Source organism: Actinomadura sp. 7K534, assembly GCF_004348575.1.
Classification (GTDB): Bacteria; Actinomycetota; Actinomycetes; order Streptosporangiales; family Streptosporangiaceae; genus Spirillospora; species Spirillospora livida.
In genome coordinates this window covers 1-20,475 of sequence record NZ_SMKB01000023.1, presented here as the reverse complement: position 1 = coordinate 20,475, position 20,475 = coordinate 1, and the positions used below count along the sequence as shown (strand labels likewise).

The following is a 20,475-nucleotide window of genomic DNA, read 5'->3' as shown; positions in this document are numbered from 1 at the left end:
AGCTACTTCTTCATCCGCTTTCATCTGGAGCGTCGCTCTCTTGACAGTCCTGCCAGGTGAAGCCATCCTCTGCGAGAGCGCTCTCTCAGCCCAACCAGGTTGGTCCCGAAACCTTCCCCCCGAGGACAGCCATGCGCAGATCACACCGCCGTCTCGTCTCCGGCCTCGTCTCCGTCGCCGTCATGGCGCTCGGCCTCTCCGCCTGCGGAGACGCGGGCTCCGACGCCGACTCGGACGGCACCGTCACGCTCACCGTCGACACGTTCAGCACCTTCGGCTACGAGGAGCTGTTCAAGCAGTACGAGGCCGACCACCCCGGCATCAAGATCAAGCACCGCAACGTGGTGCAGCTCGACGAGTACCTGCCCCGCCTGGAGCAGTGGATCGCCGCGGGCAGCGGCGCCGGCGACGTCGTCGCCATCGAGGAGGGGATCCTCACCAAGTTCATGGCCAGCCCCGACAAGTTCGTGAACCTGCTCGACCACGGGGCGGGCTCGCTCAAGGGCGGATTCCTCGACTGGAAGTGGAAGCAGGCGCTCAGCCCCGCCGGGAAGTACCTGGTCGGCCTGGGCACCGACATCGGCGGCCTCGCCATGTGCTACCGCACCGACCTGTTCGAGAAGGCGGGTCTGCCGACCGACCGCGACGAGGTCGGCGAGCTCTGGCCGACCTGGGACGCCTACATCGACACCGGCCGGAAGTACGCCGCCGAGGTGAAGGACTCCAAGTTCGTCGACGGCTCGGTGAACCTCTTCAACACGATCCTCGCCCAGACCGCGAGCCAGAGCGCCGGCTACACGTTCTTCGACACCTCCGGCAAGCTCGTCGCCGGCGGCAACCCGCCGGTCCGGAGCGCGTGGGACACGACCCTGAAGATCCAGCAGGCCGGGCTGTCGGCCGGGCTGAAGTCGTTCGAGCCCAGCTGGGGCTCCGGCTTCAAGCAGGCCAAGTTCGCGACCATCGCGTGCCCGTCCTGGATGCTGGGCGTCATCAAGGAGAACGCCGGTGCGGAGGCGTCCGGCAAGTGGGACGTCGCGGCGATCCCGGGCGGCTCGGGCAGCCGCGGCGGCTCGTTCCTCGCGGTGCCGAAGCAGAGCCGGCACGCCGCGGAGGCGGCTGAGCTGGCCAAGTACCTGACCAGCGTGCAGAGCCAGATCGCCGCGTTCAAGGCGCGCAACAACCTGCCCTCGTCCCCGCAGGCGCTGGACGACCCCGCGGTGACGTCGTTCAAGAACGAGTACTTCAACGACGCCCCGGTCGGGCAGATCTACGCCCGCGGCGCCAAGGCGATCAAGCCGCTCTACCTCGGCGCCGACACCAACCCGGTGCAGCAGCGCTTCGAGGACGCGCTGCTCGCGCTGGAGCAGGGCAGGCTGGCGCCCGACGCGGCATGGAAGAAGGCCCTCGACGACGCCGAACGCGAGGCTCGATGACGGTCTCCATCGGCTCCCGCGCGGGAGCCCGGGCGGTCCGTCCGCCCGGGCCCCCGCCCCCGCGGCGCGGGGTGCGCACCGTGCTCGCCCGGTGGGACGTGAAGCTCTCGCCCTACCTGTTCATCTCCCCGTACTTCCTGCTCTTCTTCCTCTTCGGGCTCTTCCCGATGGGCTACACGGTCTGGGTGGCCCTGCACGACTGGGAGCTGCTCGGCACCCGCGAGTTCGTGGGCCTGGAGAACTTCCGGCTCGTGCTGACCGACCCGCAGTTCTGGAACTCGGTCCGCAACACCCTCGGCATGTTCGTCATCGCCACCGTCCCGCAGCTGCTGCTCGCGCTGGTGCTGGCGAACGCGCTCAACCAGCGGATGCGCGCGCGGACGCTGGTGCGCATGGGGGTGCTCGTCCCGATGGTCACCTCGATCGCCGCGGTGGCCATCGTCTTCGGGCAGCTGTTCAGCCGCGACTTCGGCATGGTCAACTGGGTGCTCGGCTGGTTCGGGGTGGAGAACCTCGACTGGACCGCGCGGCGCTGGACGTCCTGGCTGGCGATCTCGGTGATGGTCGACTGGCGCTGGACGGGCTACAACGCGCTGATCTACCTGGCCGCGATGCAGTCGATCCCGCGCGACCTGTACGAGGCCGCGGCGATCGACGGCGCCTCCCGCGCCCGCCAGTTCTGGTCGATCACGCTGCCGATGCTGCGGCCGACCATCATCTTCACCGCGATCGTCTCCACGATCGGCGGGTTCCAGCTGTTCACCGAGCCGCTGCTGTTCGGCAACGGCGACATGGCCGGGGGATCGCTGCGGCAGTTCCAGACGGTCACGATGTACATGTTCGAGAACGCCTTCCGGCGGTTCGACTACGGCTACGCGTCCGCCGTCTCCTGGATGCTCTTCATGCTCATCCTGCTCGGATCCCTCCTCAACTTCATGTGGCTGCGACGCATGGGCGGAACCAAATGATGATCGATAAGACGCCCGCGCGGCCCCGGGCGAAGCGCGGCGGCGCCATCGCGGGGCTGTGGAACGCCGGCCCCCTCACCCGGATCACGCTGCTGGCGACGATCGTGCTGTCGGTGTTCCCCATCTACTGGATGCTCGTCGTCGCGACCCGCACGAACGACGTCGTGGGCTCGACGCCGCCGCCGCTCGTCCCGGGCGGCGAGCTCGGCCGCAACCTGTCCCGGCTGTTCGGCAACGAGCAGGCGCACTTCACCCTCGGGCTGGTCAACTCCGCCATCGCCGCCACGACGGTCACCGTCTCCACGCTGCTGTTCGCCTCGCTCGCCGGCTTCGCCTTCGCCAAGCTGCGCTTCCGCGGCCGCGGCGCGCTGCTCCTGGTCATGCTGGCGACGATGATGGTGCCGGTGCAGATGGGCATCATCCCGCTGTACATGCTGATGGCCGAGATCGGCTGGACGGGCGAGCTGCAGGCCGTCATCGTGCCGTTCCTGGTCACCGGGTTCGGCGTGTTCATGATGCGGCAGTACACGATGCAGGCCCTCCCCGACGAGCTCATCGAGAGCGCCCGCATCGACGGCTGCTCGACCTTCCGCATCTACTGGAGCGTGGTCCTGCCCGTCATGCGCCCGGCCATGGCCGTCCTCGGCCTGTTCACGTTCATGCAGACCTGGAACGAGTTCATCTGGCCGCTGGCCGTGCTCGACCCCGACAACCCCACCGTCCAGTACTCCCTCAACCTGCTGAACGGCGCCTACTACACCGACTACTCGCTGATGTTCACCGGCACCGCGGTGGCCACGCTGCCGCTGCTCGCCGTCTTCGTGCTGTTCGGGCGGCAGATCATCAGCGGGATCATGGACGGCGCCCTCAAAGCATGAGCCACCACTCGCCAGCGGAGAGACCAGCCAGAACGATGACGGCCACCACGCCCGATACCGAGACGCCCCATACCGACGCCCGGCCCCTGACCTTCCCGCCCGGCTTCGTCTGGGGCGCCGCCACCGCGGCGTACCAGATCGAGGGCGCGGCTCGGGACGACGGACGCGGCCCCTCGATCTGGGACACCTTCAGCCGCGTCCCGGGCAAGGTCGCGGGCGGGGACACCGGCGACGTGGCATGCGACCACTACCACCGGTTCCGCGACGACATCGGCCTGATGGCCGGCCTGGGCCTGCCCGCCTACCGCTTCTCGGTGGCCTGGCCGCGGGTGCAGCCCGACGGCTCCGGCCCGGTCAACCCCCGCGGCATCGGCTTCTACGACCGGCTGGTCGACGAGCTGCTCCAGGCCGGGATCACGCCGTACGCCACCCTCTACCACTGGGACCTGCCGCAGGCGCTGGAGGACCGCGGCGGCTGGACGGCCCGCGACACCGCGCTGCGCTTCGCCGACTACACCGGCATCGTGCACGACCGCCTCGCCGACCGCGTCGACACCTGGACGACGGTCAACGAGCCCTGGGTGGCCGCGTACCTCGGCTACGCGGCCGGCGTGCACGCCCCCGGCCGGACCAGCGCCGCCGACGCCTTCCGCGCCGCGCACCACCTGCTCCTGGCGCACGGCCTGGCCGCGCGGCGGCTGCGGGAGGGCGGGGCCCGCCGCGTCTCGCTGACCCTCAACCTCGCCCCGATCGTCGCGGGCGGCACCTCGGAGCAGGACGCGGCCGCCGCCGACCTGGTGGACGCGATGCTGAACCGGCAGTTCCTCGACCCTGTGCTGCGCGGCGCGTACGCGGAGCCGGTGCTAGCGGTGGCGGCACGGCACGGGGGACTCGACCACATCCGCGGTGACGACCTGACCGTGCTCGCCGAGCCGATCGACTCGCTCGGCATCAACTACTACAACCCCACCTACGTGGCGGCCGCCCCCGGCAACCCGGCGAACCCCGCCTACCCCGGCTCCGCGGGCATCGCGTTCCCGCCGGCCGTGCCGCCGCTGACGGCGATGGGCTGGCCCATCGTCCCGGACGGCCTGGGCGACCTCCTGATCCGGCTGAGCCGCGACTACCCGGGCGTGCCGCTCGTCGTCACCGAGAACGGCGCGGCGTTCGACGACGTCCCCGACCCGGACGGGCGGGTGCGCGACGACGCCCGCATCCGGTACCTCGACGGGCATCTGCGCGCCGCGCACGCCGCGCTCACCGCCGGTGCGGACCTGCGCGGGTATCTCGTATGGTCGCTTCTGGACAATTTCGAGTGGGCCGAGGGCTACGGCAAGCGGTTCGGCATCGTCTACGTCGACTACGCCGGCGGGCGCCGCCTGCCCAAGGACAGCGCGCGGTGGTTCCGCGACGTCATCGCCCGCAACGGACTCGGGGGAGAACCGGCATGAGACGTCCCACGCTGGAGGCCGTGGCGGCCAGGGCGGGGGTCTCCCGCGCCACGGTGTCGCGCGTGGTCAACGGAGCCGACACCGTGAACCCCGAGATCCGCGCGGCCGTGCTGCGCGCGGTGGAGGAGCTCGGCTACGTCCCGAACTCGGCGGCCCGCAGCCTGGTCACCCAGCGCACCGGGTCGATCGGGCTGGTGGTCTCCGAGCCGCCCGCCCGCGTCTTCTCCGACGACCCCTTCTTCTCCCAGGTCATCCGCACGGTGAGCCAGGAGCTGGAGGCCGTCGACCGGCAGGTCGTGCTGATGATGCCGTCGTCGCCGGCGGGGCAGGCGAGGGTCGAGCGGTACGTCGCGGGCGGCCACGTGGACGGCGTCATCCTGCTGTCCCAGCACGGCGCGGACCCGCTGCCCGCGGCGCTCCTGCGGACGGGCGTGCCCGTGGTGTCGCACGGCCGGCCGGTGTCCACCGCGAGGCCCCCGTACTGCGACGCCGACAACACCGGGGGCGCGCGGGCCGCCGTGCAGCACCTCCTGTCCCGGGGCCGGCGGCGCATCGCCACCATCAGCGGCCCGCCCGACATGTCCGCGGCGCTGGACCGGCTGGCCGGCTACCGGGAGCTGCTCTCCGACAGCGGCCGCCGGTCGCTGGCCGCCATCGGGGACTTCACCCGCGAGTCGGGGGCGGCGGCGATGAGCCAGCTCCTGGAGGACGATCCGGACCTCGACGCGGTGTTCGCCGCGAGCGACCTGATGGCGATCGGCGCCCTGTACACGCTGCGGAAGTCGGGCCGCCGCGTCCCCGAGGACGTCGCCGTCGTCGGCTTCGACGACATCGACGCCGCCCGCTTCACCGATCCGCCGCTGACCACCGTCCGGCAGCCGATCGCCGAGGTCGCCAGGACCATCGTCCAGATGCTCGTCGACGGAGTCGACGACAAGGCGGACCCGGTGATCTTCCCCACCGACCTCATCGTCCGCGACTCCACCTGACCCGCCGCGGCCACCCCGGTCCGCTTGTGCGTCGGTGATAAAATCCACGCCGTGGATGGGGCTTCGTACCTTTTTGACGGTTACGAGCTTGATGCCTCTTTATGCGAACTCCGGCTCGCGGGGAAACGCGTACCGGTCGAGCCGCGGGCGCTCGACGTCCTCCACCACCTGATCTCGCACCGCGACCGGGTCGTGTCCAAGGAAGAACTCCTCGACGCCGTGTGGGGCGACCGCTTCGTGAGCGACGCCGCGGTCACCACGGCGCTCCGGACCGCCCGCGCGGCGATCGGTGACACCGGCCGGGACCAGCGGCTGATCCGCACCGTGTTCCGGCGCGGCTACCAGTTCGTCGGGACGGTCGTGCAGACCGCGGCCGGGCGCGGGCCGGAGGCACCGCGCGACGCCTCCCTGCCCGCTCGGCTGGCGGTGTCGTCGGGGCTGGGGTTCGCCGGCCGGGAGCACGAGCGCACGGTGCTCGCCGGCGCCTGGAAGGAGGTCGCCGCCTCGGGGCACCGGCGGGTGGTGTTCGTGAGCGGCGAGGCCGGGATCGGCAAGACGACGCTGTGCTCGGTGTTCGCGGCTGCGACGCACCGCGAGGCGGTGGTCCTGTACGGGCGCTGCGACGAGGAACTGTCGATCCCGTACCAGCCCTGGCGGGAAGTGCTGACGAGTCTCGACCGCGATGTCCCCGACGTCTTCACCGGCCGCCGCGAGGCGCTCGCGCCGCTGCTGGGCGGCACGGGCGCGATCGACCTGGAGTCCGATTCGGCGCGGTTCGCGGTCTACAACTCGGTCGTCGACGTGCTCGGCGCGGTCGCGGAACACGGCAGGCCGGCGCTCGTCGTGCTCGACGACCTGCATTGGGCGGACGTGCAGACGCTCGCTGTCGCGCGCCATCTCGTCGAGCGGGCCCTGACGGCCCCGGTGCTGATGGTCGGGACGTTCCGGGACTCCGACATCGACGCCTCGCACCCGCTGACCGCGCTGCTGGCCGCGACCCATCGCGAACCGGGCATCACCCGGCTGGCGTTACGCGGTCTCGACGACGGCGAGGTGCTCGACCTCCTGGAGGTGGTCGCGGGCCACGAGATGGACGGCGACGGGCTCGCGTTGCGCGACGAGTTACGGGCCGAGACGGAGGGCAACCCGTTCTTCGTCACCGAGATCCTCCGCCACCTCGCCGAGACCGGCGCCGTCGGCAAGCAGGACGACGGCCGCTGGACGGCTCCGAACCACCTCCAGACCAGAGGGCTGCCCGTCAGCGTGCGCGAGGTCGTGGACCGCCGCGTCGAGCGCCTCGGACCCGGAACGCGCAGCGCACTCGACACCGCGTCGATCATCGGCCGGGACTTCGAGCTCGACCTGCTCTCCGAACTGCTCGGCGAAGACCCGGCCCGCACGTTCGAGCGCCTCGCGCCGGCCGTGGACAACGCGCTCGTCACCGACGCGGCCGGGCGGTTCGCGTTCACGCACGCCATCGTCGCCCGCACCCTGTACGCGGAGCTGAACCCCACCGCGCGCGCGATCTCCCACGAGGCGGTCGCCGTGGCGCTGGAGCGGCGAAACGGCGACGCGGGCGAGCAGGCCGGCGAGATCGCCCACCACTGGATGCACGCCCTCGCCCCGCACAACCGCGCCAAGGCCGCCGGCCACGCCCAGCGGGCGGGCGACTACGCGCTGGCCCACCTCGCACCCGATGAAGCGGTCACCTGGTACGGCCGAACCCTTGAGCTCCTCCCCGCCGACGACCTGACGCGTCGTTGCGAGGCCCTCGTCGGACTGGGGACCGCGCAGCGCCAGGCCGGTGACCCCGCACACCGCGAATCGCTGCTCGAGGCCGGGCGTCTCGCGATCGACCTCGGGCACGACGACCTCCTCGTACGCGCGGCCCTGGCCAACAACCGCGGCGACGTCAGCCAGTTCGGGACGATCGACGAGGAGCGGGTCGAGATCCTGCGGTGCGCGATCGCGACGCGGCCCCGCAAGCCCGACGGGGCGCTCCTCCAGGCGATCCTCGCCATCGAGCTCCACGGTGCGCCGGACGAGCAGGTCGAAGAGGCCGCCTCGCGTGCGCTGGCGCTGGCACGCGAGGCCGGCGACGACCGCGTCATCGCGCGCGCCGCGCGCCTCGCCGAGAGCGCGCTGCGCACCCCGGACGCGCTCGAACGCCGGGTGCCGCTGCTGCACGAGGGCGTCGCCGCCGCGGAACGCACCGGCGACGCACAGCTGCGCGGCATGCTCTCGATGTCCTACGAGGAGATCGCGCTCGAACGCGGCGACCGCGAGGCGATGAACCGGGAGAAGCGCATCCGGAACTCGTTCGCCGCGCGGAGCCCGGAACCGTACGTCCGCTGGACGAACGAGCAGACGCGGTCGATCCACCTCTTCCTGGACGGCGACCTGGACGGAGCCGAGGCCGCCGCCCACGCCGCGTTCGAGATCGGCGCCGCGACCGGGCAGCCCGAGGCGTTCTTCGGCTACGCCGGACAGGTCTTCCAGATCCGCCGCGCCCAGGACCGCCTCGCCGAAGTGGCCGAGGCCATCGAGCAGATCCTTGAGGAGAACCCTGAGCTGCAGGTCTTCCGGGCCGGCCTCGCCCACGTATGGTGCGAGCTCGGCCGCGAATCGGACGCCCGGGCGCTGACCGGCCGCCTCGACGTCTCGTCCGGCGGCGCGCCCCAGTTCTGGTCGACGACCCTGATGCTGTGGGCGGAGGTGTGCCACAGGCTGGCCCTCCCCGCGCCCGCGTACCGGCTCGTGCCGGTCCTCGGCCGCTGGCGGAACCAGGTCGCCAGCACCGGCGCGACCACCGAGGGGTCGATCGCCTACGGGCTCGGTCTCGCGCTCGCGACCCTCGGCCGCATCGACGACGCGGCCGCCGCCTACGACCTCGCCCTCACCGTCAACCGCCGCCTCCGGGCACCCCTGTTCGCCGCCCGCACCCGGCTCGCCTACGCCGAACTGCTCGCCGGGGTCGAACCCGGCCGGGCGGTCGCCCTCGCCGCCGAGGCGAGGGCGACCGCCGGCCGGTTCGGCTTCGCGCGCATCGCCCGCCGCGTCGAGCCACTCCTCGAACGCCTTTCCTGACCCGGCGGATTCGGGGCGTCGTCCCACATGCCGCGCCGGCGGGCCGCCGCTCCGCGAGCGGCCCGCCGGCGGTCAGTTCAAGCCGAGGCGGCCCGCGGACTCACTTGCCGAAGTGGATGTCGCAGTCGGTCCTGGTGAACCTGGGGTCGATGATCGCGTTGTAGTTGGCGGCGAACTGCGTGCTGGTGCCGGACACGTCGAACGTGTGGCTGCTCTTCCTCCTGATCTTGACGACATGGGTGTCGACCCTGATCGAGTTGGTCGCCGAGCCGTCCTGCACGGTGACGACGCACGTCCAGTGGACGTGCCGGAAGGCGGGCCGCCCGTTGCGGGTCTTCGAGTAGATGTTCCAGGTCCCGTCGGGGTGGATGGAGAGCTTCACGGGCCCGGAGACGTCGCTGTTGTTCTCGTTGCCGAGGAACTCGATGTGATCGGGGAACAGGGCCGGCTGCAAGGTCGCGGCGTGGGCGGGGAGCGCCCCGAGGAGAAGACCGGCGGCGGTCGCCCCCGCCGCGCCGAGGACGGTGAGGCCGCGCGCCGCGTGCTTGAGGTGAGCGGTGTTCTTCTGCATGGTGACGCCCTTCGTCTCGCTCGGTCATCAGGGGCGCTGCGCCGGATCGGCGCGCCCCGTGCGATTCCGAGTCTGGGACGTCCCGGCTGCTCGGCGCTTGAGAAGGAGCCGGGGACGGGCTGCGGAACTTCTGAGGAGAGGCCCGAATCTGTCATCACTCAATGAAGTGGTTGATTTCGGTCGGTCGTTGGCGTGTCCGAAACCCGGGTTATCTGGACTTTACCCCGGTGGGTTCCTAATCTCGGCAACGGTGACCGAATCACGTTCATGGGAGTGGAATGACCACCAGTCCGGAACTTCCCGATATCTTGGCGGACGGCTTTGCCGCCGACCCCTACAGCGCCTATGGAGTGCTGCGCGAGAAGGCGCCGCTCTTCTGGCATGAGGGGACGCAGAGCTACGTGATCTCACGGTACGAGGACGTGGCGCGGGCCTTCCGGGACCCGGTGTTCACCACCGCGAATTACGACTGGCAGCTCGAACCCGTGCACGGGCGGACGATTCTGCAGCTCAGCGGCCGGGAGCACGCGGTCCGGCGGGGCCTGGTGGCGCCCGCGTTCCGCGGTGACGAGCTGCGGGACAGATTCCTGCCGGTCATCGAGCGGAACGCGCGCACCCTGATCGACGATTTCCGCGACGCGGGAAGGGTGGAACTGGTAGGCCAGTTCAGCACGCACTTCCCGATCAACGTCATCGTCGACATGCTCGGGCTCGACCAGGCGGACCACGCGCGGTTCCAGCGCTGGTACACCTCGATCATCGCGTTCCTGGGGAACCTCGCCCAGGATCCCGAGGTCGCGGAGGCCGGGCTGCGGACCCGGGAGGAACTCGCCGCCTACATGCTCCCGATCATCGCCCGCCGCCGCGAGGAGCCCGGGGACGACCTGCTGTCGCGGCTGTGCCTGGCGGAGATCGACGGGACGCGGATGAGCGACGAGGACATCAAGGCGTTCGTCAGCCTGCTCCTGGCCGCGGGCGGTGAGACGACCGACAAGGCCGTCTCCGCGCTGTTCGCGAACCTGCTCACCCACCCGGACCAGCTCGCGGCCGTGCAGCGGGACCGCGAGCTGATCCCGCGGGCGTTCGCCGAGACGCTGCGCTACTCGCCGCCCGTCCACATGATCATGCGGCAGCCGGCCGAGGACGTGGCGGTCACCGGCGGGACGATCCCCGCCGGCAGCACGGTCACCTGCCTGATCGGCGCGGCCAACCGGGACCCCGAGCGCTACCGGGACCCCGGCCGCTTCGACATCTTCCGGGACGACCTGACCACCACGAGCGCGTTCTCCGCCGCGGCCGACCACCTGGCGTTCGCGCTGGGACGGCACTTCTGCGTCGGCGCGCTGCTGGCCAAGACGGAGATCGAGGTCGGGACGAACATGCTGCTGGACGCCATGCCCGACGTCCGGCTGGCGGACGGGGCCGAACCGGTCGAACACGGTGTGTTCACCCGCGGCCCCGCGCGCCTGCCGCTGGAGTTCACGCCTCAGGGCTGAACGGCACCGCGCCGAGCCGGTGGGCGGCCGGACTGAAGGTGACGGGGAGCGAGTGCAGGCCCCGCATCCAGAAGGACGGCCGCCACTGCAGGTCGTCCGGCGCGACGGCCAGCTCGATGTCCGGCAGGCGGTCGAGCAGCACCTCGATGGCCGTCCGCGCGATGACCTCGGCGTGCTCCGGGGCGGGGAACGGGCAGCCGTGCTCGCCGTGCCCGAACGACAGGTGCGCGCGGTTGCCGGTGGCGGCGCCGGCCTCGGGCCTGACCTGGGGGTCGGCGTTCGCCGCGGCCAGCCCCATGACCAGCAGGTCGCCGGCGCGGATGTCGCGCCCCCCGAGCCGGCAGCCGTGCACCGCCCAGCGGCCGATGAAGTTCTGGGTGGGGGTGTCCTCCCAGAGCACCTGGGTGAGCGCCTGGTCGACGCTGCTCCTGCCGCCCTGGAACGTCATGGAGAAGTGGTCGTCGACCAGCATCAGCCGCAGGGCGTTGCCGATCCAGTTGCCGGTGGGCTGCTGCGCGGCGGCCATCACCACCAGCAGGTCGATGATCACCTCTTCGGCGCTGAGCCCGGCCGGATGCGCGAGCAGCCGGGACGGGAAGTCCGGTCCCGGGCGCCGCTGCCGCTCGGCGACCAGGTCCGTCATGCGCTGCTGGATGCGCTGGTGCGCCGCGACGGCCTTCTCGTCGGCGTCCAGGGACTCGGCGACGTCCTGGACGAGGGTGGGCACATCGGAGTCGGGCAGCCCGAAGAGCCGGGCGATGACCAGCAGCGGGATGCGGTGCGAGTACTGGTCGACGAGGTCGGCCTCCCCGGTCCCGGCGAACTCGTCGATGAGCCCGTCGGCGAGCTCCTCGCAGACGGCGGCGAGCTCGGTGCGGTGGACGGCGTCGAGGGCGTCGCCGATCGCGCCGGCCCGCCGCTGGTGCTCCTCCCCCTCGGCGAACATCACCGACGGCGTCCACCCGACGTAGGGCATGAGCGGCCAGTCGTCGGGGACCTGGTCCCAGGCGTTCCAGCGCCGGCAGTCGCGCGCGAACAGCATGGGGTTGCTGGTGATGTGGTTGACCTCGCGGTAGCCGACGACGAACCACGCGGGGACGTCGCCGTCCAGCAGGACCGGGACCACGGGGCCGTGGTCCCGGCGCAGTTCGCGGTAGAGCGTGTCGGGGTCCCGGGCGACGGCGGCCCCGTACAGCCGCACGGCGCCGTCGTCCTGCGGGCTGTCCCCGGCGGGGGCGGACGACGGGACGGACGATTCGGTCACGGTGCGACCTCCTGGACGGCGGACGGTTCGCGGAGCTGGGCGAGGTGCCGGACGAGCGTGATGAGCACGGACTTGGAGGACTCCCGGGTGCGGGCGTCGCACTCGACCAGCGGGATCCCGTCGTCGAGGGAGAGCGCGTCCCGGACCCGGTCGAGCCGCGGCCGCGGGCCGTCGAACCGGTTGACCGCCACCACGAACGGCATGGCGTGCGCTTCGAGGCGGTCGACGCTGTAGAAGCACTCCTCCAGCCGGCGCGTGTCCACCAGGACGATGGCGCCGAGGCTTCCGGAGAACAGCTGGTCCCACAGGAACCAGAACCGCTCCTGGCCGGGCGCCCCGAACAGGTAGAGCACCCGCTGCTCGTCCAGGGAGATGCGGCCGAAGTCGAAGGCGACCGTGGTGGTGCGCTTCGACTCGACCCGGCCGGGGTCGTCGATCCCGATCCCGGCCCGCGTCATGGTCTCCTCGGTGCTGAGCGGCCTGATCTCGCTCACCGAGCCGACCATGGTGGTCTTGCCGACGCCGAACCCGCCGACGATCACGATCTTCAGCGCGTCCCGCGCGGTCTGCCGCAGCGGCGTCCCGGCGAACCGGTCGCCGGGCTGTGCGCCCGCTGCCGGGTCAAATGCTTTCGAGTCCAACGAGCACCTGCTTCAGCGTTTCCAGGTCGGCCGCGTACGCGGTTGGGGCGGCGGCCGAGGACGGATGGCGGACGGTGATGCGGCCCATGTCGCGCAGGTCGAGCAGTAGGATCTTCAGCACGCTCACCGGCAGCCGCAACCGGGCGGACAGCTCGACGACCGCGACCGGGTTGAAGCGGCAGAGCCGCAGGATCGCGGCGTGCTCGGACTGCATGCCGGGCTCGGGCTCGTCCTCGGCGACGATCAGTGCCACCAGGTCGAGCGTGTCGTCGCCCGCCTCGGAGCGTCCCCGCGTCACGGTGTAGAGCCGGTCGGGGTCCTCCCTGTCGAGAGGGCGGGGGTTCATGAGCGGACGTCGTGCTCGAGTCTGCGTGGCGCGGCCGTCAGGTATCCGCCGATCTGCTCGACCAGCTCGTTCATGCAGTGCCCCACCAGGCCGACGTCCGCCATCTCGTCCGCGACCACGGCCAGGTGCGCGCCCTGGCCCGCCGGGACGATGAGCAGGACGCCGCCGGCGAACTCCACCATCGACTGACCCGCTCCGAGGCCCTCGCCGAACTCGGCGGACGCGCTCAGCGACAGGCTCTGGATGCCGGACGCGATGGCGGCGAGCTGGTCCGCCCGGTCCTCGTCGAGGCCGGCCGTGAAGCAGATCTTGAGGCCGTCGCTGGACAGCACCAGGACGTGCCGGGCACCCGGTGCGCGGTCCACGAGGCCCGCGAGCAACCAGTCAAGATCACGCTGATCGGTGTTCATCCGTTCCCAGGGCGGCCGGTGGTCCGGGGACGCCCCTCCTCCCATCTGTGGATCCTGCTGTTCGTCGTTCCCCGCGGGGCCTGCCGCGGATCTCACTCGTCCGCGGCGGGCCCGGTCCCCCCTGAGCCTGTTCTCCCGCCCCCGGTCACGTCGGTCCCGGCCTCGTCCGGCTCGGCCGCGGCCGGGGCGCCGGCCGCGGACTGGCGGAACGCGGCGAACCGGGTCCCCGTGTCGCGCGGACGGGGCTCGCTCACCGCGGGCCGTCCCGCGGGCGCGCTCGCGAGGGCCGCGCCGCGTCTGCGTTTGGGCAGGACCAGATCATCGGATTCCATGCCGTCCGACTCGGGCATCGCGACCTCGCGCTTCGGCTCCACCGGACGGCGCGCGGCGGGAACGGCCGCGTACTCCGCGTCCGCGGCCTCCGGCGGGGTGTAGACGATGAGCTTGGCGGGGATCAGCACGATCACGCCGATCCCGCCGCGCGAGGACGGGCGGAAGCTGACCCGCAGGTCGTGCTTGCGGGCGAGCCGGCCGACGACGGCCAGGCCGAGCCTGGTGCCGGGCAGCGAGCTGAGGTCCGCGGCCTCGGAGACGAGCCGCTCGGCGCGCTGCCGTTCGCGCTGCCGCATGCCGAGGCCGCCGTCCTCGATCGTGACGAGGATCCCCGCGTCCTCCTCCTCGACGTACACGTGCACGATGCTGCCCTGCGGGGAGAAGTTGGCGGCGTTGTCCATCAGCTCCGCCAGCGCGTGGATCACGCCCTCCGCGGCGAAGCCGGCGACCGCGGCGGTGCTGGTCAGGTGGTACTGGACGCGCTGGTACGCGCCGATCCGGCCCATGGCGCCGCGCAGCACGCTCTCCATGACGATCGGCTTGGTCCAGCGCCGCCCCGACCGGCCGCCGCTGAGCAGCGCGATGCTGTCGGCCAGCCGGCCCAGCTGGGAGACGTCGTGGTCGAGGCCGAGCAGGTCGCCGAAGACCTTGTCGTCGCCGTAGCGGTCCTCCAGCTCGCGCAGCTCGCCGAGCATCCGGGTCGTCCGCGCCTGGATCCGCGCGGCGGCGCTCGCGCAGGCCGCCAGCGCGGCGGCGCTGGTCCGCTCGCCCTCGGCGAGGTCCTCGGCGACCCGGTGCAGGACGCGCCGCGTCGAGTCGTGGGCGGGTTCCGTGAGCTCGGCCAGGACGGCGGGCACGCCCGCCCGGTCCTGCCTGATCCGGGTGGCCAGGGCGGGCAGCGCGGTGTCGGCGAGCCAGGCCACCTCCGCGTCCAGTGCGGCCGACTCCGCCCGCACCTGCGCCTCCGCCCGCTGGCCGGCCGCGAGGCCGTCCACGACGATGCGCAGCAGCCGTCCGAGGGCCCGGTCGGTCACCGGCGGGAAGCCGACCAGCACCTTCTCGGGCGGGGCGCCGTCGCGCAGCCGGGCGACCAGGGTGGGCAGCGGCCCGTCGACCAGCTCCGCGAGCTGTCGCTCCAGCCGGTCGTCCTGGACGGTGATCTGCGCCAGCCGGCCGTGCAGCCGCCGGTTGTCCGCGGCGAAGTACACGGCGACCGCGACGGCGGCGCTGAGCGCGAGGACCATGGTCCCCCCGCCGGCCGCGACCACGGCGCGGGAGTGCGGGCCGACGGCGAGGAGGGTGGCCAGCCAGGCGCTGCCGCCGACGATCGCCGTGATGAGCAACGCCAGGAGTGCGCGTTCCAGCGGAGCGCGCTCGATGCGGAATCGGCCTGCGGGTACCGGCATCCATCCTGTCCTTTGAGCGAGGGGCTGGCTGATGAATCGTGCGCAAGCCCTGTGGACAGTGGGCGTCAACCCGGATGCGGACCTCAACACGCACGAACCCCGAAATGGGGCGCAACCCATGATGCACGAAGACACGGGAGTAAGGGGAGATACTTCAGCGAACGACTGTCCAATTTGCTCCAAATACCCAACTTCAAGGACGATCACCCTAATCCGCAGAATCCCCAGGCAAAGGCCGTGGACCGTTCCAATCCGGAGCCCTGTCCAACCGAAGATCCGCCCGTCCCGCGCGGCCGAACCATGATCAAGAAATCGGACCCCGAAGCGGCGGCCCTAAATGATCATCATCAGCAGCCTCGGCGGATTCACCCCGCTGAGGGACAGCCGCATTGTCGGAGCGATTGCCGGCAGGTGAACGCCGCGCTAATCAGGTCGAGACGTACAACCGGACATGGTCGAGTGCCATGTCGAGGGCAATCTCCATGGGCCTGATGTCATGGGCGGTCTGGGCCAGCAGATAGCCCCCTTGCAGCGCTGCTATCAGGCCGATCGCAAGTTGCCGAGGGTCGGCTTCGGCGGCGAGTGTCCGGGCCTCCTGCATGCGACGCAGGCCGGCCTCGATGAGCTGTTCCCACGCTTCGAAGGTCTCCGCGAGGGCAATGCGGGCGACCTCGTCCCGGTCGGAGACCTCGCCGGCGATCGAACCGAGGATGCAGCCGTACGCGCCCTTCTGGAGGGCGTTGCGCTGGACGAGGGCGTCCCTCCACCGAACCAGGCCGTTGAACGATCTGAGGCGCTGCAGCGCAGCGTGCTCGCGCTCCATGATCTCTTCCGCGCGGAACTGGACCACGGCGCGGACCAGCTGCTCCTTGTCGGCGAAGTGCTTGTAGAGCTGAGACTTGCTCGTGGCGCTGGCGGCGCGGACCTCGTCGAGGGTGGTCGAACTGACGCCCCGCACGTACATGAGTTCGGCCGCGGCCTCGATGATGCGCCGCCTGGTCGCCGCGCCGCGACGCGTGAGCCTCGGCCTCTGATCGGCACTCTCCGACCCGGTCACGCAGGCAAGGCTACCGGCCGGGATGATCGGGGCGGGGCGCGCCGAGGGTCCTTACGGATGGACGCGGATGATCGTCTTCCCCTTGATCCGTTCGGTCGGGTTGAAGGCGGCGACGGCGTCGTCGAGGGGCGCAACGCGGCCGATATTCGTCCGCAGCCGCCCGTCCCGCACCCGCTCGACGATCTCGCTCAGTTGCGCGCGATCGGCCTCGACGACGAAGTCGACCGCCAGGCCGTCGGCGGGGCGCGCCTCGGGCGGGCCCGCGATGGTCACCAGCATTCCTCCGGGCCGGATCAGGCGTGCGGACCGCTTCCCGATGTCACCGCCGATGACGTCGAACACGAGATCGACTCCGCCGGCGTCGTCCAGCGAGTCGTCGTCGAGGTCGACGAACTCCCGCGCGCCGAAGTCGAGCGCCGTCTGCCGGTCGGCGGCACGTCCGGTGCCGATGACGTAGGCGCCGGCCTGCCGGGCGAGCTGCGTCACCATCGAGCCGACTCCGCCGGCCGCGCCGTGGACGAGGATGCTCTGCCCCACCTGGAAGCGGCCGTGCACGAACAGCCCCTGCCACGCGGTCAAGCCCGAGATCGGCAGGCTCGCGCCCACGATGAAGTCGACATCGCCGGGCAGCGGCGCGAGGTTGCGCGCCTCGACGGCCGTGTACTCCGCCAGAGTGCCGTCGCGGGTCCAGTCGGTGAGCCCGAACACCCGCTGTCCCACCGAGAGCCCCCTCGTGCCGTAGCCGAGAGCGCTGACCACCCCGGCCAGTTCGTGCCCGGGAATCGACGGCGTCCGGTCACGGCCGAGGCGGTCCGTCCAGGTTCCGGGCCATGTCAGCTCGCCGGGGGTGAATCCCGACGCATGGACCCGAACGACGACATCGTTCCCCGCCGGCTCCGGCTCCGGCCGCTCCACCAGCGTCATCCCGGCCGTCCCCGCGGCCTCGTCCGTCACCACGATCGCCTTCATCAGACGCACCTCCCTCGCTTCAGCTCCTGCCCGCACGACATCGCCGTTCACCACACTGGTTCCCCGCCATCGACAGTCGGTCCACATCGGACGGTCGGTCGTCATGGGTGGGGCCGTCGAGGCTCGGTCAAGTATGGACTCGATAGTCCAATATTGTTAGGACGTCCGCGTCGCCCGGCAGGTCTCCAGTTGCGTTGTGACCTTATTGTGAGGGCGGGAGGCGCCGGGATGACCCTGGGTGGCGTCGGTCCGAAGTTGAACGATCTTTGGGACCATAGGGTCCAGTTGCGTGGGGAATACAATCGGGCCGCGGAGCGTCTGTACCTGTGCGTCCAGGTGCGTTCCACCTGGTTCCGCAGTCTCACGCCGCAAGGCCGGGAAGGGAGAGCCGTGACCCGGCAGACCCAGTACCACAAGAACCCGGAAGCCGTCTCGCGGCTCGATCCGGAGCAGTACCGCGTGACTCAGCAGGACGGCACCGAGCGCCCGTTCGCCAACGCCTACTGGGACAACCACGAACCCGGCATCTACGTCGACGTCGTGTCCGGCGAGCCGCTGTTCGCATCCGCCGACAAGTACGACAGCGGCACCGGCTGGCCGAGCTTCACGAGGCCGATCGCCCGGACGAACGTCGTCGAGCGCGAAGACTCCAGCCACGGAATGATCCGGACGGAGGCCCGCTCACTGCACGGGGACAGCCACCTCGGCCACATCTTCCCCGACGGCCCCGCCGACGAGGGCGGCCTGCGCTACTGCATCAACTCCGCGTCGTTGCGGTTCATTCACCTCGACGACCTGGAAGAGGCGGGGTATGGCGAGTACCGGACCCTGTTCACGAGTGACACCGAGGGCAAGTAAGGAGACGACGTGAATTACGAGAAGGCGATCCTCGCCGGCGGCTGCTTCTGGGGCATGGAAGAGCTGTTCCGCCACCAGCCCGGTGTCGTGTCCACGCGCGTCGGGTACAGCGGCGGCGACGTCCCGAACGCCACCTACCGCAACCACGGCACCCACGCGGAGTCCATCGAGGTCGTCTACGACCCCGAGCAGACCGACTTCCGTGCGCTGCTGGAATTCTTCTTCCAGATCCACGACCCTTCGACGAAGAACCGCCAGGGCAACGACATCGGCATGAGCTACCGCTCGGCGATCTTCTACACCAGCGACGAGCAGAAGCGCGTCGCGGAGGACACGATCGCCGACGTCGACGCCTCGGGTCTGTGGCCCGGCAAGGTCGTCACCGAGGTCGCCCCGGCGGGCGACTTCTGGGAGGCCGAGCCCGAGCACCAGAACTACCTGCAGAACTACCCCAACGGCTACACCTGCCACTTCCCCCGCCCGGGGTGGAAGCTCCCCAAGCGGGAGACGGCCTGACACCCGCCGGCCCGCGGACCCCGGTTCCGCGGGCCGGCCCGGCGTCGTGGTCGGCCCGGGCGACCGGCCCGGCGAAAGGGTTCAGCAGGCGAAAGGGTTCAGGAATGGACTGGGATCAGAACCCGGAACTCGACACGCTGCTCAAGGCCATCCCAGCCGGTCGTCCCGCGTTCGCCGGTATCAAGGAAGGGGAATGCGCAGCGAGGTGATGCCGCGCATGTCGAGCCATGCGGCGTCCGGTGTCCGGACCATGCGCAGGACGACCTCTTCGCAGGCGGGGCAGCGGGCGACGAGTCCCGGGGCGCGTTCGTAGAGGCGCAGGGTCGCGACCGGGCCGGTGCGGGCGCAGCACGCGCAGCTGGCTTCGGCGGTGGTGACGTCGAATGCGAGGATCTCGCCCAGCGGGCCGGCCAGCGCGTTGCCGTCCTGGTAGTCGTCGCTCATCGGTCAGCCTCCTGTCGGGCCGAAGCGCTCGGTCTTGATCTTGCGGGCGTCGTGGCCGAGGGCCAGCAGCTGGTCGGCGGCCGTCTCCACGAACCCGGTCGGGCCGCAGACGAAGCAGTCCGGCTCGAAATCGGCGGGCCACCCGTGGCTGTTGAGGTCGGCGACCGTGAGCCGTCCGGGCGGCCGCCCGCCGTCGGGCGCCTCGCGGGTGTAGAGGTAGGCGACGTCCAGGCCGGGGGCTCCGCGGCGCAACTCGGCCCTGTAGAACCGGTCCGCGGGCGTCCGCACCGAGTAGACGAGCCGGAACGGGGTGCGGCTGCCGGCCTGCCCGCGGGCGCGGATCATCGCCATCAGCGGCACGATCCCCGACCCGCCGGCGACCAGCAGCACCGGCGCCGTGGACTCCGGGCGCCAGACGAACCAGCCGCCCACCGGCCCGCGGATCTCCACCGGGTCGCCGCGCGACAGGCCCCCGGCCAGGTAGGACGAGACCTCGCCGTCCGGCACGCGCTGCACGGTCAGCTCGACCCGGTCGCCGTCGGCGGGCGCGGCGATCGAGTAGCTGCGCTGGGCGCTGTAGCCGTCCTCGGCGGTGAGCCGTACGTCGACGTGCTGGCCCGCCGCGTGGCCGGGCCAGTCCGGGACGTCGAACACCAGCGTGTCGGCGGTGGGCGTCTCGGTCCGCGTCTCGGCGAGCCGCGCGACGCGCCAGGTCAGTCGCCTTGGTACCGCTGTTCGCGCCATGGGTCCCCGTAGTCGTGGTAACCGGCCGTCTCCCAGAAGCCCGGCTCGTCCTGGTCGAGCAGGCGGATGCCGCGCACCCACTTGGCGGACTTCCAGAAGTACAGGTGCGGCACCAGCAGGCGGGCCGGACCCCCGTGCTCGGCGGGGAGATCCTCGCCGTCGAAGCGGTACGCGATCCACGCCTGCCCGTCCAGGACGTCCTGCAGCGGCATGTTCGTGGTGTAGCCACCGTAGGAGTGGGCGAGCATGTAGTCGGCGGCGGTGTCCACGTCGGCCAGCAGCGTGTCCAGCGACACCCCCTGCCACCGGGTGCCGAGCTTGGACCATTTGGTGACGCAGTGGATGTCGACGGTCGGAGTCTCGCTGGGCAGCTCCATGAACTGGCGCCAGTCCCAGCTGTACTCCCGGCCGCTCTCGGTCGTGACGGTGAACTCCCAGTCCTCCTTGCCGACCCGCGGCGTAGGACCGGCCGACAGGACGGGGAAGTCCTCCGTCAGGTACTGACCGGGAGGAAGCTCGACGTCCCTCCCACGCCCACGCCCGCGAAAGCCCGGCGAAACGATCCCCATCACAACCCCTTCCCGGCCGGAGGGCATCGACGCGAACGCCATGCC

At 71.2% G+C, this 20,475-nt stretch carries 20 protein-coding genes; 9 read left to right on the top strand and 11 right to left on the bottom strand.

The features are described from left to right. Positions 1-131: 131 nt before the first annotated feature. Genes E1266_RS07560 through E1266_RS07535 form a run of 6 tightly spaced genes read left to right on the top strand, consistent with a single transcriptional unit; the run spans position 132 to position 8,806 of the window. Positions 132-1,433, top strand: coding sequence for an extracellular solute-binding protein (locus tag E1266_RS07560; RefSeq protein ID WP_132045179.1), 1,302 nt, complete (start codon positions 132-134; stop codon positions 1,431-1,433). Next, entirely contained in the window at positions 1,430-2,401 is a 972-nt protein-coding gene (locus tag E1266_RS07555; protein ID WP_132045177.1) for a sugar ABC transporter permease, read from the top strand. The genes E1266_RS07560 and E1266_RS07555 overlap by 4 nt, the downstream gene beginning before the upstream one ends. Beyond that, a complete protein-coding gene (locus E1266_RS07550; RefSeq protein WP_243718274.1) occupies positions 2,398-3,279 on the top strand; it encodes a carbohydrate ABC transporter permease in 882 nt (293 codons plus the stop codon). Before E1266_RS07555 ends, E1266_RS07550 begins: the two co-directional genes overlap by 4 nt. Before the next feature lie 35 nt (positions 3,280-3,314). Beyond that, positions 3,315-4,730 (top strand): GH1 family beta-glucosidase, encoded by a 1,416-nt coding sequence (locus E1266_RS07545; protein ID WP_207945481.1) that lies wholly within the window; start codon positions 3,315-3,317, stop codon positions 4,728-4,730. Beyond that, complete coding sequence (locus tag E1266_RS07540) at positions 4,727-5,719, top strand: LacI family DNA-binding transcriptional regulator (protein ID WP_132045173.1); 993 nt, start codon at positions 4,727-4,729, stop codon at positions 5,717-5,719. Before E1266_RS07545 ends, E1266_RS07540 begins: the two co-directional genes overlap by 4 nt. A gap of 51 nt (positions 5,720-5,770) precedes the next feature. Beyond that, positions 5,771-8,806, top strand: coding sequence for an AAA family ATPase (locus tag E1266_RS07535; protein ID WP_165965972.1), 3,036 nt, complete (start codon positions 5,771-5,773; stop codon positions 8,804-8,806). 100 nt (positions 8,807-8,906) lie between these two features. Here the strand turns inward: E1266_RS07535 and E1266_RS07530 are convergent, their stop codons facing one another. Continuing rightward, on the bottom strand, positions 8,907-9,377 hold the full coding sequence (locus E1266_RS07530; RefSeq protein ID WP_132045170.1) for a hypothetical protein: 471 nt from the start codon (positions 9,375-9,377) through the stop codon (positions 8,907-8,909). 278 nt (positions 9,378-9,655) lie between these two features. Here E1266_RS07530 and E1266_RS07525 point away from each other — a divergent pair, with 278 nt between their 5' ends. Further along, positions 9,656-10,873, top strand: coding sequence for a cytochrome P450 (locus E1266_RS07525; protein ID WP_132045168.1), 1,218 nt, complete (start codon positions 9,656-9,658; stop codon positions 10,871-10,873). Here the strand turns inward: E1266_RS07525 and E1266_RS07520 are convergent. From E1266_RS07520 to E1266_RS07490, 7 genes are all read right to left on the bottom strand, one after another. Then, the gene (locus tag E1266_RS07520; RefSeq protein WP_132045166.1) at positions 10,857-12,137 is read right to left on the bottom strand and encodes a cytochrome P450; all 1,281 of its coding nucleotides are present in this window, start codon (positions 12,135-12,137) and stop codon (positions 10,857-10,859) included. The genes E1266_RS07525 and E1266_RS07520 overlap by 17 nt on opposite strands. Further along, positions 12,134-12,712: an ATP/GTP-binding protein gene (locus tag E1266_RS07515; RefSeq protein WP_243718278.1), complete on the bottom strand. Its 579-nt coding sequence runs from the start codon at positions 12,710-12,712 to the stop codon at positions 12,134-12,136. The genes E1266_RS07520 and E1266_RS07515 overlap by 4 nt, the downstream gene beginning before the upstream one ends. Positions 12,713-12,758: 46 nt before the next feature. Next, positions 12,759-13,124 carry a DUF742 domain-containing protein gene (locus E1266_RS07510; RefSeq protein WP_132045162.1) on the bottom strand — a complete coding sequence of 122 codons (366 nt, stop codon included), beginning with the start codon at positions 13,122-13,124 and terminating at the stop codon, positions 12,759-12,761. Continuing rightward, positions 13,121-13,534, bottom strand: coding sequence for a roadblock/LC7 domain-containing protein (locus E1266_RS07505; protein WP_132045160.1), 414 nt, complete (start codon positions 13,532-13,534; stop codon positions 13,121-13,123). Before E1266_RS07505 ends, E1266_RS07510 begins: the two co-directional genes overlap by 4 nt. A 92-nt stretch (positions 13,535-13,626) precedes the next feature. After that, positions 13,627-15,273: an ATP-binding protein gene (locus tag E1266_RS07500; protein WP_207945480.1), complete on the bottom strand. Its 1,647-nt coding sequence runs from the start codon at positions 15,271-15,273 to the stop codon at positions 13,627-13,629. 427 nt (positions 15,274-15,700) lie between these two features. After that, entirely contained in the window at positions 15,701-16,330 is a 630-nt protein-coding gene (locus tag E1266_RS07495) for a TetR/AcrR family transcriptional regulator (RefSeq protein WP_132045158.1), read from the bottom strand. A gap of 51 nt (positions 16,331-16,381) precedes the next feature. Further along, positions 16,382-17,299: an NADP-dependent oxidoreductase gene (locus E1266_RS07490; protein WP_132045156.1), complete on the bottom strand. Its 918-nt coding sequence runs from the start codon at positions 17,297-17,299 to the stop codon at positions 16,382-16,384. A 390-nt stretch (positions 17,300-17,689) separates the two neighbouring features. Here E1266_RS07490 and msrB point away from each other — a divergent pair, with 390 nt between their 5' ends. Then, positions 17,690-18,157: a peptide-methionine (R)-S-oxide reductase MsrB gene (msrB, locus tag E1266_RS07485; RefSeq protein WP_243718273.1), complete on the top strand. Its 468-nt coding sequence runs from the start codon at positions 17,690-17,692 to the stop codon at positions 18,155-18,157. A gap of 9 nt (positions 18,158-18,166) precedes the next feature. Continuing rightward, positions 18,167-18,673: a peptide-methionine (S)-S-oxide reductase MsrA gene (gene msrA, locus E1266_RS07480; RefSeq protein ID WP_132045152.1), complete on the top strand. Its 507-nt coding sequence runs from the start codon at positions 18,167-18,169 to the stop codon at positions 18,671-18,673. 180 nt (positions 18,674-18,853) lie between these two features. On the opposite strand, the gene E1266_RS07475 is transcribed toward msrA, so the two are convergent. Genes E1266_RS07475 through E1266_RS07465 form a run of 3 tightly spaced genes read right to left on the bottom strand, consistent with a single transcriptional unit; the run spans position 18,854 to position 20,430 of the window. Next, positions 18,854-19,117 carry a DUF6510 family protein gene (locus E1266_RS07475; protein WP_132045150.1) on the bottom strand — a complete coding sequence of 88 codons (264 nt, stop codon included), beginning with the start codon at positions 19,115-19,117 and terminating at the stop codon, positions 18,854-18,856. A 3-nt stretch (positions 19,118-19,120) separates the two neighbouring features. Then, positions 19,121-19,861 (bottom strand): ferredoxin reductase, encoded by a 741-nt coding sequence (locus E1266_RS07470; protein WP_132045148.1) that lies wholly within the window; start codon positions 19,859-19,861, stop codon positions 19,121-19,123. Further along, on the bottom strand, positions 19,831-20,430 hold the full coding sequence (locus E1266_RS07465; RefSeq protein WP_132045146.1) for a sulfite oxidase-like oxidoreductase: 600 nt from the start codon (positions 20,428-20,430) through the stop codon (positions 19,831-19,833). Before E1266_RS07465 ends, E1266_RS07470 begins: the two co-directional genes overlap by 31 nt. Between the last annotated feature and the right edge of the window lie 45 nt (positions 20,431-20,475).

What these genes read in the sequence shown, in the direction of transcription:
- E1266_RS07490 (WP_132045156.1), bottom strand. Translation starts at nt 17,299, where the DNA reads ATGAAGGCGATCGTGGTGACGGACGAGGCCGCGGGGACGGCCGGGATG.
- E1266_RS07530 (WP_132045170.1), bottom strand. Translation starts at nt 9,377, where the DNA reads ATGCAGAAGAACACCGCTCACCTCAAGCACGCGGCGCGCGGCCTCACC.
- E1266_RS07540 (WP_132045173.1), top strand. Translation starts at nt 4,727, where the DNA reads ATGAGACGTCCCACGCTGGAGGCCGTGGCGGCCAGGGCGGGGGTCTCC.
- E1266_RS07560 (WP_132045179.1), top strand. Translation starts at nt 132, where the DNA reads ATGCGCAGATCACACCGCCGTCTCGTCTCCGGCCTCGTCTCCGTCGCC.
- E1266_RS07465 (WP_132045146.1), bottom strand. Translation starts at nt 20,430, where the DNA reads ATGGGGATCGTTTCGCCGGGCTTTCGCGGGCGTGGGCGTGGGAGGGAC.
- E1266_RS07475 (WP_132045150.1), bottom strand. Translation starts at nt 19,117, where the DNA reads ATGAGCGACGACTACCAGGACGGCAACGCGCTGGCCGGCCCGCTGGGC.
- E1266_RS07555 (WP_132045177.1), top strand. Translation starts at nt 1,430, where the DNA reads ATGACGGTCTCCATCGGCTCCCGCGCGGGAGCCCGGGCGGTCCGTCCG.
- E1266_RS07470 (WP_132045148.1), bottom strand. Translation starts at nt 19,861, where the DNA reads ATGGCGCGAACAGCGGTACCAAGGCGACTGACCTGGCGCGTCGCGCGG.
- E1266_RS07545 (WP_207945481.1), top strand. Translation starts at nt 3,315, where the DNA reads ATGACGGCCACCACGCCCGATACCGAGACGCCCCATACCGACGCCCGG.
- E1266_RS07510 (WP_132045162.1), bottom strand. Translation starts at nt 13,124, where the DNA reads ATGAACCCCCGCCCTCTCGACAGGGAGGACCCCGACCGGCTCTACACC.
- E1266_RS07550 (WP_243718274.1), top strand. Translation starts at nt 2,398, where the DNA reads ATGATGATCGATAAGACGCCCGCGCGGCCCCGGGCGAAGCGCGGCGGC.
- E1266_RS07505 (WP_132045160.1), bottom strand. Translation starts at nt 13,534, where the DNA reads ATGAACACCGATCAGCGTGATCTTGACTGGTTGCTCGCGGGCCTCGTG.
- E1266_RS07500 (WP_207945480.1), bottom strand. Translation starts at nt 15,273, where the DNA reads ATGCCGGTACCCGCAGGCCGATTCCGCATCGAGCGCGCTCCGCTGGAA.
- E1266_RS07525 (WP_132045168.1), top strand. Translation starts at nt 9,656, where the DNA reads ATGACCACCAGTCCGGAACTTCCCGATATCTTGGCGGACGGCTTTGCC.